At 56.2% G+C, this 14177-nt stretch carries 12 protein-coding genes; 8 read left to right on the forward strand and 4 right to left on the reverse strand.

The features are described 5' to 3' along the window. Positions 1-1170: a thiolase domain-containing protein gene (locus KGA89_RS29385; RefSeq protein WP_013692824.1), complete on the reverse strand. Its 1170-nt coding sequence runs from the start codon at positions 1168-1170 to the stop codon at positions 1-3. A 282-nt stretch (positions 1171-1452) separates the two neighbouring features. On the opposite strand from KGA89_RS29385, the gene KGA89_RS29390 reads away from it, so the two are divergent. The 7 genes from KGA89_RS29390 to KGA89_RS29420 all read left to right on the forward strand — a co-directional run bounded on the left by KGA89_RS29390 (position 1453) and on the right by KGA89_RS29420 (position 9406). Further along, entirely contained in the window at positions 1453-3564 is a 2112-nt protein-coding gene (locus KGA89_RS29390; RefSeq protein ID WP_223473178.1) for a 3-hydroxyacyl-CoA dehydrogenase NAD-binding domain-containing protein, read from the forward strand. A 175-nt stretch (positions 3565-3739) separates the two neighbouring features. Beyond that, positions 3740-3919, forward strand: coding sequence for a rubredoxin (locus tag KGA89_RS29395; protein ID WP_411740628.1), 180 nt, complete (start codon positions 3740-3742; stop codon positions 3917-3919). Positions 3920-4007: 88 nt separating this feature from the next. Then, positions 4008-5480 (forward strand): NAD-dependent succinate-semialdehyde dehydrogenase, encoded by a 1473-nt coding sequence (locus KGA89_RS29400; protein ID WP_060743007.1) that lies wholly within the window; start codon positions 4008-4010, stop codon positions 5478-5480. 205 nt (positions 5481-5685) lie between these two features. Then, positions 5686-6846, forward strand: coding sequence for an MFS transporter (locus KGA89_RS29405; protein WP_223473180.1), 1161 nt, complete (start codon positions 5686-5688; stop codon positions 6844-6846). Between the two features lie 462 nt (positions 6847-7308). Next, entirely contained in the window at positions 7309-7626 is a 318-nt protein-coding gene (locus KGA89_RS29410) for an antibiotic biosynthesis monooxygenase family protein (RefSeq protein ID WP_013692829.1), read from the forward strand. After that, positions 7616-7900 carry a LysR family transcriptional regulator gene (locus tag KGA89_RS29415; RefSeq protein ID WP_013692830.1) on the forward strand — a complete coding sequence of 95 codons (285 nt, stop codon included), beginning with the start codon at positions 7616-7618 and terminating at the stop codon, positions 7898-7900. The genes KGA89_RS29410 and KGA89_RS29415 overlap by 11 nt, the downstream gene beginning before the upstream one ends. A gap of 477 nt (positions 7901-8377) precedes the next feature. After that, positions 8378-9406 (forward strand): alpha/beta hydrolase, encoded by a 1029-nt coding sequence (locus tag KGA89_RS29420; protein ID WP_013692831.1) that lies wholly within the window; start codon positions 8378-8380, stop codon positions 9404-9406. A gap of 167 nt (positions 9407-9573) precedes the next feature. Here KGA89_RS29420 and KGA89_RS29425 read toward each other — a convergent pair whose 3' ends face one another. After that, the gene (locus KGA89_RS29425; RefSeq protein WP_013692832.1) at positions 9574-10479 is read right to left on the reverse strand and encodes a LysR family transcriptional regulator; all 906 of its coding nucleotides are present in this window, start codon (positions 10477-10479) and stop codon (positions 9574-9576) included. A 162-nt stretch (positions 10480-10641) separates the two neighbouring features. Then, the gene (locus tag KGA89_RS29430) at positions 10642-11724 is read right to left on the reverse strand and encodes an AbrB family transcriptional regulator (RefSeq protein WP_013692833.1); all 1083 of its coding nucleotides are present in this window, start codon (positions 11722-11724) and stop codon (positions 10642-10644) included. Positions 11725-11853: 129 nt separating this feature from the next. Here KGA89_RS29430 and KGA89_RS29435 point away from each other — a divergent pair, with 129 nt between their 5' ends. Then, the gene (locus KGA89_RS29435) at positions 11854-12750 is read left to right on the forward strand and encodes a LysR family transcriptional regulator (protein ID WP_013692834.1); all 897 of its coding nucleotides are present in this window, start codon (positions 11854-11856) and stop codon (positions 12748-12750) included. 32 nt (positions 12751-12782) lie between these two features. Here KGA89_RS29435 and KGA89_RS29440 read toward each other — a convergent pair whose 3' ends face one another. Continuing rightward, a complete protein-coding gene (locus tag KGA89_RS29440; RefSeq protein WP_013692835.1) occupies positions 12783-13979 on the reverse strand; it encodes an MFS transporter in 1197 nt (398 codons plus the stop codon). Positions 13980-14177: the final 198 nt, after the last annotated feature.

Consider the following 14177-nt stretch of genomic DNA (forward strand, 5'->3'; position numbering starts at 1 on the left):
TTACTCCCTTTCCATGATGACGGTGGCTGCACCGTGCCGATGACCTATCGCGCCGCCGATGCCGGTGGCGAGGGCTAGCGAACAGTTGGGAACTTGCACCTTTGGATGAGCCTCGCCTCGAAGCTGTCGTACGGCTTCGATTATTTTTGTGATCCCGCCGCGATTGGCGGGATGGTTGTTGCACAGGCCGCCGCCATCGGTGTTGAACGGCAACTTGCCGATGCCCGAAATAAGGTTGCCGTCCGACACGAATTTTCCGCCTTCGCCTTTTTTGCAGAATCCCAGGTCTTCAAGTTGCAGGATGACGGTGATGGTGAAGCTGTCATAGATGGAGGCGTACTGGATGTCGGCCGGCGTCACACCTGCCTCTTCGAAAGCTCGAGGGCCGGTCCACGCGGCGCCGGTATAGCTCAAGTCGAGGCGTCCACCCATCTGGTGTTTAGTGGATTCACCGCAGCCAAGTATCCGTACCCGTGGTCTGTTGAGGGCCTTCGCAATTTCCGGGCGGGCAACGATAACTGCGCCGCCGCCGTCGCTCACGACGCAGGAATCGAGACGCCGCAGCGGGTCAGAAATCATCGGCGATGCCAATACATCTTCGACCGAGACCACTTTGCGCAACATCGCCAGAGGGTTGTGTTGCGCATGATGAGAGGCAGCGACCTTGACCCAGGCCAGTTGCTCGCTGGTTGTGCCGTACTCATGCATGTGGCGCATCGCACACATGGCATAGAGGTTCAACGTGACTGGGTTATAGGGCATCTCGAATGGCGCGTCCGGTAGATTGACGCCTCGTACGCGCGCCTGTATCCCAGAGATACCTTCAGAGTTGGGGCGACCGGCCAGCGTAATCAGCGCCACGTTGCATCTGCCCGCTGCTATTGATTCTGCAGCGTGGGCGATATGGGCGAGATAAGAGCATCCTCCCATATCGGTCGAATCGACATGCCTCAGCTTGTCCAGATTCAGGTAGTTGGCCATCGACCATACATTCCCGCCGGGTGCATCGCCCGCGCAGAAATATCCGTCGATGTCATCTTTGCTTAATCCCGCGTCTTCAATTGCTCCTTTCGCCGCCTCCGCATGTAGCTGCGCCACCGAATGGTGGGGGGCCTTGCGTAGGGGGTGCTCATACGCTCCGACGATGTATGCCCTGCCTTTTATTGTCATCTCTAGGGTTTCCTCAGTGCATGAAGATGAAGCTCGAATGTGCTTTCCGGTACCTCTGTTCAGGGGGATCGGCCCAGCGTCAAAGACAAAAGTAGTATGGCGTAAAGTTCCGATCAGTGAAATCTGTGCTGATTATCAAAACTCATGCTACCATCGATTCAACGTTGTTTGGAGCGCAGGATGGCACTGCACTCAAATTTCCGGGCCAAACCAGGATGCTCATTGGATGCGAGCGGTCGCGGGGTAGGGGCAGGCCTTATTTTTTTTTGACAGGAAGATGAGATGAGCGAAAGCCTGATGGTCAGTTACGAAGTCGAAGGCGTTGTGGCCGTAATCACAGTCAACAATCCGCCCGTCAACGCCCTGACTCCCGAGATGAGAGGGAGCATCATTGACGCCGTTGCCCATGCGAACGCCGACCCGGCTGTCGCGGCGATCGTGTTGATGGGGGGCGGTCAGAATTTCATCGCGGGTGCTGATATTCGACAGTTTGGCAAGGCGAGAACTATCACTACCCGCATGAGCGCCGCGGCACTTGACGCCAGCGCCAAGCCGACTGTCGCGGCTATTCATGGATATGCGCTGGGAGGCGGTCTCGAGCACGCCCTCGCTTGCCATTACCGGATTGCATTGCCCGCAGCCAAGCTCGGATTGCCCGAGGTCGCTCTCGGGTTGATACCGGGAGGCGGCGGTACGCAGCGCTTGCCGAGGCTGGTCGGGGCTGCCGTAGCCACCGATTTGCTCGTCTCAAGCCGCCATGTCCATGCCGTCGAAGCATTGAAGATCGGGCTTATCTCCCAGATTGTTCCAGGAACACAAAGCCAAGAGCTTCGTGATGCCGCCGTAAGCTATGCAAAGGCCGTGGCGCAGGCTCAACCGCAGCGCGTACGCGATTTGGTGCTCGAACCGATGGATGCGACAACCATGGATGTGCTGCAAGCGGCACGCCGCGAAGCAGCCAAAAAGTCTCCTCACAACAAAGCGCCACAGTACGCGATCGACTGTATCGAAGCAGCTTTCAGCCTGTCGTTTGATGAGGCTCTAGAGGTTGAGAGCCGCTTGTTTTCTGAGCTGGAGGGGTCTGATGTTGCCAAGGCACTTCGCTATGCATTTTTTGCCGAGCGTGAGGCTGCCAAGGTTCCGGATGCGCCCCCGGGTTTCAAGCCTGCTGGTGTGACGTCCGCTGCTGTGATTGGCGCGGGAACGATGGGCGCCGGTATTGCCATTTGCTTCGCTGATGCAGGCATTGTGGTGAAACTCCTGGAAGCGAGTGCCGAAGCACTGGATAGGGGCCTGCAGCGCATACGTGACATCTACGCCGTAAAGGTCAAGCGCGGACGCATGACCGTGGAAGAGATGGATGCGTGCCTTCAGTTTGTCCAGCCTGTCTCCCACTATGAAGAGATCGGCGACTGCGATGTTGTGGTTGAAGCGGTGTTTGAACGGATAGATCTGAAGAAGGACGTATTCACCAAACTCGATGCCGTGATGAAACCTGGCGCGCTGTTGCTGACGAATTCGTCCGCGATTGACATCAACGTCATGGCCAACATGACAAGCCGACCGCAGTACGTCGCCGGCGCTCATTTCTTCGCTCCCGCGAACGCGATGAAACTGTGCGAAATCGTGAAGGGCGATCAAACCTCGATCGAGACAGTCGTGCGGGCCATGAAGATGGGCCGTGATCTTAAAAAAGTCTGTGCGGTCTCCGGGACGTGCGATGGTTTCGCGGCAAATCGCAGTCGCGCGCCGCTGGTCACGGAGATGATGCTACTGCTTGAGGAGGGAGCACGCCCTGAGCAGATCGACAGGGTCATGGTTGAATTTGGCTATCCGATGGGACCGTTCGCGGTGAGCGATCTGTCCGGTCTGGATGTCAGCTATGACACGCGCAAGCGCCGCGCGGCAGCTGACCCTCAATACAGGAAGCTCCACGTCCCGGATCGGATGGTCGAGATGGGCCGCAAGGGCCAGAAAAATGGTGCCGGGTGGTATCGCTATGAAGAAGGTGACCGCACACCTCGTCACGATGAAGAAGTGATGCGGATCATCGCGACCGTTGCCCATGAACTTGGTACGCCCCAGCGTACCTTTACCGACAGTGAAATCCTTCAGCGTCTGTTGTTCGCCTCGATCAACGAGGCCTGCAAGATCCTGGATGAAGGCAAGGCATATCGAGCCAGTGACATTGATGTCATGTGGCTGTACGGCTTTGGATTTCCTCGCCATCGAGGAGGGCTGCTGTACTGGGCTGACACGATCGGGGCCAAGGAAATCCATCTGCAAGTACAGCAATGGCATGAGCAATACGGCAGGCGTTGGACTCCTAGTCCGCTGCTGTCGAAAGCGGCCAATGAAGGGCTGTCCCTGAGAGAGCTGAAATCAGTCATATGAAAAGCACGGCAACGATGGCCGTGTGCGGCCGGTAACGGTTGTTCTTTTAATGAAAGCAACGCCCTGGTTGCTGTCCCCCAAGGGTTACGAAACGCTTCCCATGGTCGGCAAAGGGGCCAAAAAGTAGAAACGAAACGGAAGAAAAATCATGAGCAGTGACACGTCCACACAAGCCTTGTCCGAGGGCGAATTCAAAATTTGGCAATGCATTTTATGCGGTTTCATGTATGACGAAGCCGAAGGTATTCCGGAAGAGGGCATACCTGCTGGAACTCGGTGGGAAGATGTTCCCCTGGATTGGATTTGCCCTGAGTGTTCGGCGACGAAGCTGGACTTCGAGATGGTCGAGATTTGATTAATAGCCTTTCCGGCACAGTGTTTTTTTTGGTGATTGAGGGCGATATCAACCGTGCCCCTTGGCGCCAAATGTAGAGGGAATTCAGATGTCCATTGAAACCAATAATAATGTCATCGCCGATGCTGATCATCCGCGCGTCGGCCTCTTCATCGACGGTGAATGGATTTTCGACCGCCCCTCTTGCTTTGAAGTGTTGGACCCCAGCACCGAAGCATCGCTCACCAGCGTTCCCGGGGCCACGACCGCTGACTTGAAACGCGTGTTGGCCGCCGCTGAGCGGGGGTTCAAAATCTGGCGGGACACACCACCGGCTGAGCGGAATATCATCATCAGTCGTGCCATCGCAGGCGTGCGTTCACGTTCCGAAGAAATCGCGCAGATCATCACCCGAGAGAACGGCAAATTAATTGCAGATGCGCGTGCGGAGGTGGAGCGTTCGGCGAGCTTCTTCGATTGGGACATGGCACAGGCCCTGCGAGCCTACGGGACCATCGTTCCGGGCGAAGCCCAAATGCAGAAATCGATTCTTCGTCAGCCAATTGGTCCAGTCGCAGCGTTCACGCCATGGAATGTGCCGCTAAGCGCACCGTCGCGAAAAATCAGCGGTGCACTGTGCGCCGGGTGCTCCATAATTTTGAAAGCCCCAGAAGAAACCCCTGGCGCGGCAGTAGCAATGGTTCAGTGCTTCGAGCGAGCCGGTTTGCCTAAGGGCGTATTGAATCTGGTGTTTGGCAACCCGGCGCTAGTGTCTTCGACCCTGATCGAGTCGCCAGTGACCCGCATGGTGACCTTGACGGGGTCGGTGGCAGTCGGCAAGCACTTGAGCCAACTGGCGGGTGCGGCCATGAAGCCGGTGCTGATGGAGCTCGGCGGCCATGCCCCGGTCATCGTTTGCGAAGGGGTCAATGCCGCGGAAATCGGCAAGATGGCACTCAAGAGCAAAATTCGGATCAACGCTCAGTGGTGCGCTGCGCCAGGTCGCTTCCTGGTACACGAGAGTATCTACGACGAATTCGTAGCGGCGTTTGTGGCAACCGCCGATCAGGTACGTGTGGCCGACGGCATGGATACGAAGGCAGACATCGGGCCGGTCACCAGTGTCCGGCGCCTCGCCGCGATGCAGCATTTTGTCGATGACGCATTGGCGCGTGGCGGCAAGGTTGCCGTGGGTGGGCATCGTGTAGGTGAGCGTGGTTATTATTTTGCGCCGACTCTGCTGGTCGACACTCCACTGGATTGCGCCATCATGACCGATGAGCCTTTTGGTCCGGTCGCTGTCGCGGTTCGTTTCTCGACCCTTGATGAGGCCATCGAGATTTCCAACAGTCTATCCGTGGGTTTGGCTGCTTTTGCGTTCACCAATTCACTGGAACAGGCTGAACGATTGAGTCGTGAGCTGGATGTTGGAGTCCTGTCGATTAACCATTTCGGTGCGCCGGATCCTGACACTCCGTTTGGCGGTGTGAAGGACAGTGGTATTGGTAGAGAGGGGGGGCCGTGGAGCCTGGACTCGTACATGGTCAGCAAGACCGTGCTACAGAAAACTGCTCGCGTCTGACTCAGTGCCCCCAGTTTCCGTGACGGGCGTTGGGGGCTTTGGCTTTATTCGATGATCAAGGCCAATCCAGTGACCACTTGGATTCATAGGAGCATTCACTGAGGCAGGCATTTCCTGAAGCTGCTTCCTGCTAACGTCGGAGTTTTTTTGATGCGCAAGGCATCAATGCGCTTCGCAAGAACGCATCCGACTAAGGAGTCTGCCCATGAGTGCCAATAATGGTCGCCTGCCTATGATCGGGCTACTTGCCCTGTCCACTACAGCGTTTCTCACCATTCTGACCGAGACGATGCCGGCAGCGGTTCTGCCTGCGATGTCGGAGAGCCTTGAACAGCCCCCCGCTGGTATCGGTTTATTGGTTTCCATCTATGCATTGGCCTCCGCTGCAGCCGCAATTCCCGTTGTGGCGCTCACTCGAAGTCTGCCTCGCAAATCGTTGTACATCATGCTCGTGCTGAGCTTTGCAATGGCTAACGGTATTACCGCCATCTCGACGTCTTATGCGCTGACGGTCGCGTCACGGGTGGTGGCTGGCCTGGCCGCAGGAGTTGTCTGGCCGGTCATCTGTGGTTATGCCATCCGCTTGGTCGATCGCAAAGACATGGGACGGGCTGTCGCGATTACCCTGGCGGGGAGTACCGTGGCCATGGTCGCCGGTTTGCCCTTGGGTAGCATGCTGGGTTCATTGCTTGGATGGCGTTTCAGCTATGGATTGCTTTCGCTGCTCGCGCTACTTGTCATCGTTTGGGTTTTGCTAGTCGTGCCGCCCATGCCGGGAGAGGGGCGCAAGGAAGGCACTTCGATTCATGACGTCATTCGCACCCCGGGGTTGAGAGTGATCTTGCTGTCGGCTTTTTGCGCGATCCTGGCTCATTACACGCTGTACACCTACATGGCGCCGCTCGCGGAAAAAACCAGGCTGTCAGGCGGGACCGCTCAGGGTCTGTTTCTGTTCGGTACGGGTGCCATCCTGGGCGTACTGATCGCCGGACGTTTCGTCGATACAAGGCTGCGGCTCATAGCGACCACCGCGTTGACGTGCACGGCTGTGACGATGGTTGTGCTGATAGCGGCTCCGTATCAAATGATCGCTTCGGCTGCGATATTTGTGTGGGGGGCTTCGTTCGGCGGCATGCCTACTGTTTTTCAATCAGCGACGGGGCGGGTGGCAGAAGATAATGCGGAGCTGGCAACGGCGATATTGACGACCATCTACAACTTGGGGATTTTTGGCGGAGGTGCCGTAGGTGGTTTGCTCCTAAGCTACTTCGGGATAGTAAGTCTCTCGGGGTTTGCGCTGCTCATCGTTAGCGCTTCCCTCGTGGTGGTCATGGGAGGGAGCTGTCACGCCTTTCCACAGCAGTAAATTATTGCGGGATATATCTCCCTGGAAGAGCGCGCGGCGTAGATGCAATCCTCACGACCGCGTTTCATGGCTGCCAAAAGCTCAGTCGGCATTCACCGGATCGCGACCCGACGATGTTCAAGTGATGCCATTCTGTTTATCGCGATAGCTCTTAACTCGTTGTTTTCATAGGTGCCTTCTTGATTCGGCGATATCTGTCTTTGCAGGACGTGCCGCTCATGGCTTAGCCACCGTTGTTCAACGGGACTCGTGGTGGCGCAGTTCAAGCACGAGCACTGTTGAGAAAAGCTCATTAGCGTATCAACCAGGTGCCGTATAGCCATGGGGCCATTGCCGGGGCTAGGTTTGTCTCGCTGGTGCAGCAGAAATGCTTTCGTTGGATGCGGGACTTGATCGCGCGCAACACAGGCATTGCACGCAGTTGTCATTTAATTTTATTACCCAAGCAAAGCAGGGCTGGATATGAATATCGCCGCAGTTAATACCTTGGAGATTCGGGTGATCGAAGAGGTTGACCAACACTTTGAACAGCGTTTGAAGGCGTACGCGGAGACCTTTGAAAAAGTACACGGATGCCTGGGGTATAGCGTGATGCGCAGCTCCCGCGATCCTGGTTTGTGGGTCTTCAGTGGCTACTGGAGCGCTGCATCGATGATGACTGAGCACTTTGAAAGTGAGTCGATGACGGCGTTGGTCAATCATTTGGTAACGTCATGTTCCAACCTGACGTTTGCCAGTTTCACGCCCCTAATCGGAAGGGGGCCGCACGATGAAGCTTGATGAAGCGCTATTTACGGCGATCGATCTCAATGCCTTGTTCATTCTCTTGGTGGTCTATCGCGAGCGAGGCGTGACGCGGGCAGCCGAACGACTAAACGTAAAGCAGCCAGCGGTGAGCAATACGCTGGCGAAGCTGCGCGTTCACTTTAAAGACCCCTTGTTCATCCGACGTTCCAGGACGCTGGTGCCCACGGCCAAGGCCAACGAAATCGTACGGGGGTTGGCGCCGGCATTGATGAGGATCCAGGACGTTATACGCCCCTTGGAAGGATGATCGGCAACGCTAGTCTGAACCTGGTGTGGAGCAATCGACGATTAGGTCTGCATTATTCTGTTACATTGATGGTTGGGCGCAGTGGGGAGTCGAGGCTTTTTCGTCGTTGATTAACGGAGCAATTTAATGAGCGTCCCGTTCTCCGTGGGTATGCTCTGAGCTGTAGCTAAGAAAATTATCAGCGCACCAGCTCTTAGCCTCAAATAATCCAGCAGCTATTAATTACTTTTGTGCATGGCTCCATTCAATTGGATGTGGTGTTTTCTAGGTCGCGCCTCGAATACATTGACCTCGACGAATTGATCCTTTGTGGGCTTAGACGTAATGCCATGAAGGGTAGTGCCCGGCGTCAAAGCCCAATGCTCCGTTCAGCGCAGTTGGCCAGCTAGATTTGATTCCACTGGCGTTCATCGAGCCTGGGCCTAGCCGCAGTCGTTCTGGATGTCCACACATCGGTTCTTAATTAGGAACAACACCATGAAGAAATTATTTTTTACGCTGGCCCTGCTGGCTAGTTCGTTTACCGCGGTGGCAGCCGATATGTCCAACGGCGCGAACAACTTTTTCAAGAGTGATAAGGTGACTGAGCAGAAGGTATCCTTCAATAATCAGTACCGAATGAAAGTCGTCGGGAACCTGTATGTCCCGAAAAATTTGAATAAGGCCAACAAAAGCCCTGCGATTGTCATTGGCCACCCGATGGGGGCGGTCAAAGAGCAAAGCTCAAATCTTTACGCTCAGAAACTCGCTGAACAAGGCTTTGTGACCCTTGCGATCGATCAATCGTTCTGGGGCGAAAGCGAGGGGCAACCGCGTAACGCCGTGGCGCCGGATATTTACTCCGAAGCGTTCAGCGCAGCGGTAGATTACCTTGGAACCCAGTCGTATATCGATCGCAACCGCATCGGCGTTCTCGGTATCTGTGGCAGCGGCAGTTTTGTCATCAGTGCGGCAAAAATCGACCCTCGGATGAAGGCGATTGCCACCGTCAGTATGTATGACATGGGCGCAGCCAACCGCGATGCGCTCAAGCACTCGCAAACACTTGAACAGCGCAAGCAGATCATCGCAGAGGCGGCTGAGCAGCGTTATGTAGAATTCACGGGTGGAGAAACCAAGTACACCGGCGGTACCGTGCATAAACTGGACGCGAACACCCATCCCATCCAGCGCGAATTCTTCGATTTCTATCGCACGCCTCGTGGTGAGTTCACCCCGGCCGGGTCTTCGCCTGAAGTGACGACGCATCCAACGCTGACCAGCAACGTGAAGTTCATGAACTTCTATCCGTTCAACGATATTGCGTCGATTTCGCCTCGTCCTATGCTGTTCATCGCAGGCTCTGAAGCACACTCGCTGGAGTTCAGCCAAGAAGCCTTCAAGCTGGCGGGTGAGCCTAAGGAATTGTTCATCGTGCCAGGCGCGGGTCACGTGGACTTGTATGATCGGGTGAACCTGATTCCGTTCGACAAGCTGACTTCTTTCTTCCGAACCAACCTGAAGTAACCCATCTTTGAAGCCGCAACTGCCCGGTTTGCATAGGATGTTGTGGCTTCAAGTCTGAACGTAGGTCGTAGTGCGCATCGCTCGACTTGCCCTTGGTGGAACGTTCATCCCTTGAGTCTTCATGGCTCTTTCAGGCCCTGCACGCTGTGCAGGGCCTTTTTTTTCTGTCATGACTCGTGGCGCAACGCGGCGATTAATAACGCCATAGCCCCGGAGGGTTGTCGACGGCTTGGGTAATAGAGATGAAGTCCTGTCCACAGCGGGCACCAGTCTTTCAGTACCGGAATCAGGTGGCCGGCCTTGACATAGGGCTCAGCGATGTCTTCAGGTACATAGGCGATACCCAAGCCTGCAATGGCTGCATCAAGGCAATCATAAATACTGTTGTAAATCAGCTGACCATCAACCCGCATGTTCAACTGCCGGCCATCTTCCCCGAACTCCCAAGGCCACAATCCACCATGGGTAGGAAGACGCAGGTTTATGCAATTGTGCTGCATCAAGTCTTCGGGCGTCTCTGGTTCAGGGCTGCTGGCGAAGTAGCGCCTGGTCGCTACTGCGGTGAATCGCATGTCAGGACCGATGCGTACGGCGATCATGTCCTGGGCTATCGCCTCACCCAATCGGACGCCCGCATCGAAACGATCTGCTGCGATGTCGATAAGCCCATTGTCCGCGAACAGCTCGACTTTTATCCCAGGGTACTTCGGCAGGAATTTCTTCAACTTTGGAGAGATGATCGATCGGATGGCATGATCCGATGCGGTGATGCGTACGGTCCCGGTTGGGCTTTCGCCCAGCTCTGACAACGCCAGTAATTCAGCGTCGATCTCTTCGAAGCGGGGACCGACAGTTGCCAGTAACCGTTCACCTGCTTCCGTTGGCGAGACTGAGCGGGAGTTGCGCGCAAGCAAGCGCGTGCCCAGATTTCGCTCCAGTGAGCTGACGGCATGGCTGACCGCGGATTGAGACAGGCCCAGATGCGCTGCTGCTCGAGTAAAACTCTTTTCCCGGGCGACGGCAATAAAGGCCATCAACCCACCAAAGGATTGCTTAAGGATGTCATCTTGCATGGCTTGAATGATCTTCGTGGGTGCGCATGAACAATAACATTCCGGTGCGTGGTGCGTAGAGTTTACGGAGGAGTTTGCTAGCGATGGTGAGCGACAGGGAAGTGTTGCCGAGTAGGGGAAACCAGCCCTCGGGCATGCGGACATTTGCGGTGTGGCTTAAGCCTATGACGTTATCTGACGGTGCTCAGACAAACGAATGATCAGCCGCGCCACAAAAGCCCCTGTCAGGATGACCGCAAACAACCGCAGGGTCTGCATTGCCAGCACCAGTCCCACGTCGGAATGCGTGTCCACCGCGATGATCGCCATCGTGTCGAGTCCACCCGGGCTGGTGGCCAGGTAAATCGAGAGGAAGTCCCTGTCCGATATTGAGGCCAATAGCCAGGCAGATAGTGCGCACAGCGCGATCAAAAGCGTCGCCCCCATTATCATCGCCGGCAGGCGCCGCCAGACGTACCCAATCGTTGGGCGGTCAAAGCGCAAGCCGACGTAGCAACCCAGCGCGCCATAAGCAGTAGCGAGGAGCCAGTCGGGCAGCGCGATGTGCAACAGGCCGCTGATTTGCAAGGCGCCACCCAGCAGCAACGGCATCAGCAGCGCCCCGGCGGGCACTCGATTGCCCAGTGCAACACCAGCAAGCAGCGTGGCGATGGTCAGGCCTAGATTCAGTAGTCCGAAGCTTTGCGGCTCGACGTTTGTCACGTGCGTTTCGTCGCCTGTCGGTGCCCCGACCCAGTGGCTCACCAGTGCGCCGATCATCACCACGCACACGACTCGCACGTATTGCATGGTGGCGACCACTCGCGAATCGGCACCGTACTCATCCGCCATCGAGACCATCGCCGAGGCAGCGCCTGGAGCCGTTCCCCATGCGGCGGTGCTGGCCGGAATGCCTGCCCATACCAAGGCGAGCCCCACCAGAGCACTGAGGCAAACCGTTGCGGCGGTTGCCAGCAGCATCATCGGCCAGGACTGGGCCATCGAGAGAAGCACTGCCAGCGTCATGGAATGGGCCGCCAGAATGCCTACACAACCTTGGCCCAGCTTGAAGGCGTAGGGATGGAGCTGTATGTCCGCACCGAACGTTCCAAATACGATGGCGACCATCATCGGCCCCAGGAACTGGCCGGCTGGCACCCCTAGAAACTTCAGCAACTGACCGACTGCTCCAGCCACTAGCGCAAGCGCCAACCATTTGAATGGCGCGGGGTAGGCATGTAGAGAAAATCTGGCAGAAGAAGACAAGAGTCGTGCTCCAATCGCTGGTCGCCTTGAGGGCGTGGCATCGCTATCGATGTGCTGATAATTATTGATAGCGTGTTTGATAAAGTCTATTTTCTAATATCGATTGATTGATAACTTTGGTTGATAGATATGGATCTGCGTGACCTTGCCTATTTTGAAGTCATCGCCGAGCTGGGCCATCTGGGCAGGGCTGCACAAAAGCTCAACCGCAGTCAGCCGGCGCTGACTAAAAGCATCCAACGACTTGAGGAGTCGCTAGGTGCCCGGCTGTTCGAACGCGACGGGCGTCGGATCAAGCTGACGGCAGTGGGGGAGTTGCTGAAGGTGCGTGGCAAACAGCTGCAGCAGAGCGTTGCCGAAACCCAGCGAGAGATACGTGATGTTGCCAACGGGGTGATGGGCAATATTCGCCTGGGCTGCGCTGCTTCCATGGCTGATCACCTACTCCCGCACCTGACCGCGACTCTGCTTTCACGTGCGCCGCAGATCACCTTGAACCTGGTGATTGGGCAGGACGATTTACTGCGCGAATCACTTTTTTCCGGGCGGCTGGACATGGTGATCTGCCCGCAGTACGAAGCAGATCCTTTGTTGGAATTTCATGCGTTGTTTGACGATGAGGCGGTAGTGGTCGCCAGCCGCAACCACCCGCTGTTTAGCGCAGGTTATGAGTTGCGCGATTTGTGCCAGTACCGTTGGGTGCTGCCGGCCACCGCCGTGCCGGCCCGACGCTGGATAGACAATGCGTTTCAGTCCAGAGACCTGCCTTTGCCTCAAGTACAGATCGAAACGACTTCGATCTCCTTGCTGCCACGCCTGATTGGTGAAACGAACCTGCTCAGTTTTCTGGCCCGGGAGACTCTCGAAGACGTAAAGGGTGTGACGCACCTTCGGGAGATCAAGCTCAAGGAAACAACAATGAAACGCACGATTGTCGTTTTCGTGCGAACCGGCGCCTATTTGTCGCCGGCGGCGCAAGTACTGCTGAATGTGCTTAAAGACGATGCACCGCTGTTATTGAGGTAGCGGATGCATAGCGACGGCTTGGGCGCAAGAGGCTATCGGGCGGGCGTGGACTGGGTAAGCCGCCCGCCATTCCCAACGACTAACGCTGCCAGGATGAGCAATACGCTGCCGCCAATCAGCGGGGCTGTCACCGATACATGATCTAGCAAGCTGCCACCGAAAGCGCCTCCGACCATGATCGCCATCTGGATAGCTGCAACCATCAGTCCACCGCCAGTTTCGGGCTCATCGCTTACCTCTTTGGCGAGCCAGGTCGACCAGCACACTGGGATGGCCGAGTACAACATCCCCCAGGCAAACATCATGATGGCGGCGGCTGCGAAACTGTAGCCCAGCTCGGCCAGAGCCACCGTCATGACAGCCAACGCCACCGGAAGCCAGCGCAACAATTGGAAGAGGAATTGTTTTTCCAGCAGTCGGCTGACGATGTACGTACCACCGAAACCGGCTATGCCCAGGCTCAACAACAAAACCGACAGTTGAGTGGAGCCGACGCCAGTAACCTGTTCGAGAAATGGCCGCAAATAAGTGAAAGCGGTGAACGTACCACCAAACGTCAGCATGGCGGCCAGCAGACCGAACATGACGTTCCGCCGTTTCAGCACCCCGAACAGCCTGGAAAGGGGAATGGTTTTTTCTGGCTGCATTGCGGGCAAGCTTTTGTATTGCCAGATCACGTTAATGATGACAATCGGTACAAGCGCCGCGAACACAAAGCGCCACCCCAGATGACCTCCCACATAGGCCCCAATGGGTGCGGCAAACGCAGCGGCCACTGAGTGGCCCATATAGATCATGCCCAAGGCTTTGGGCACAGCCTCCTCCGGGACTATCCGAAGCACAGTGGCGGTGGACAATGCCCAGAAACCACCGATTGCGACGCCTAGAAAAGCTCTGGCGATCATCAACCAAGTGAAGCCCGGCGCCAAAGCGATGACCACCAGCGAAATGAGCATCAGCAGGGTCATCGAGACCAGGACATGACGTCGATCGAAGCGTCCGGCGATAGAGGCAATGCAAAGGCTTGCCACCACCGCGAAGAAGCCGGAAATAGAAATGGCCTGGCCAGCCATGCCTTGTGAGGTGTGAAGGTCGTTGGCGATGGGCGTCAGGAGACTCACTGGCATGAATTCTGCGGCGATCAGCAGAGCGACGCAGAGTGTCAAAGACCCCACGGCGCTCCAGATCCGGCTGTCAATCTGGGCCGTATTCAAAGTTGAGGTAGTCATCGGTGTTCCTGTGAAATAGCCAATACATGACGCCCTCGACAACTAGGGCGCTGGGCGAATGGACGAATAATGAAAGGAAAAAATAACCAGGGATCGACCCCAGCGGGCGATGGGACACTGTCTCATCGCGATTTGCTTGAGGCGAAATGATAGGGGGCTAAGGATGATCTGTAATGATCTGAAATCCGAAAGCGCCTA

Origin of the sequence: Pseudomonas sp. A-RE-22, assembly GCF_019956035.1 — a bacterium.
In the GTDB taxonomy this organism is placed as follows: domain Bacteria; phylum Pseudomonadota; class Gammaproteobacteria; order Pseudomonadales; family Pseudomonadaceae; genus Aquipseudomonas; species Aquipseudomonas brassicacearum.

What these genes read in the sequence shown, in the direction of transcription:
- KGA89_RS29435 (WP_013692834.1), top strand. Translation starts at nt 11,854, where the DNA reads ATGGATCTGCGTGACCTTGCCTATTTTGAAGTCATCGCCGAGCTGGGC.
- KGA89_RS29385 (WP_013692824.1), bottom strand. Translation starts at nt 1,170, where the DNA reads ATGACAATAAAAGGCAGGGCATACATCGTCGGAGCGTATGAGCACCCC.
- KGA89_RS29420 (WP_013692831.1), top strand. Translation starts at nt 8,378, where the DNA reads ATGAAGAAATTATTTTTTACGCTGGCCCTGCTGGCTAGTTCGTTTACC.
- KGA89_RS29410 (WP_013692829.1), top strand. Translation starts at nt 7,309, where the DNA reads ATGAATATCGCCGCAGTTAATACCTTGGAGATTCGGGTGATCGAAGAG.
- KGA89_RS29400 (WP_060743007.1), top strand. Translation starts at nt 4,008, where the DNA reads ATGTCCATTGAAACCAATAATAATGTCATCGCCGATGCTGATCATCCG.
- KGA89_RS29440 (WP_013692835.1), bottom strand. Translation starts at nt 13,979, where the DNA reads ATGACTACCTCAACTTTGAATACGGCCCAGATTGACAGCCGGATCTGG.
- KGA89_RS29390 (WP_223473178.1), top strand. Translation starts at nt 1,453, where the DNA reads ATGAGCGAAAGCCTGATGGTCAGTTACGAAGTCGAAGGCGTTGTGGCC.
- KGA89_RS29425 (WP_013692832.1), bottom strand. Translation starts at nt 10,479, where the DNA reads ATGCAAGATGACATCCTTAAGCAATCCTTTGGTGGGTTGATGGCCTTT.
- KGA89_RS29415 (WP_013692830.1), top strand. Translation starts at nt 7,616, where the DNA reads ATGAAGCTTGATGAAGCGCTATTTACGGCGATCGATCTCAATGCCTTG.
- KGA89_RS29405 (WP_223473180.1), top strand. Translation starts at nt 5,686, where the DNA reads ATGAGTGCCAATAATGGTCGCCTGCCTATGATCGGGCTACTTGCCCTG.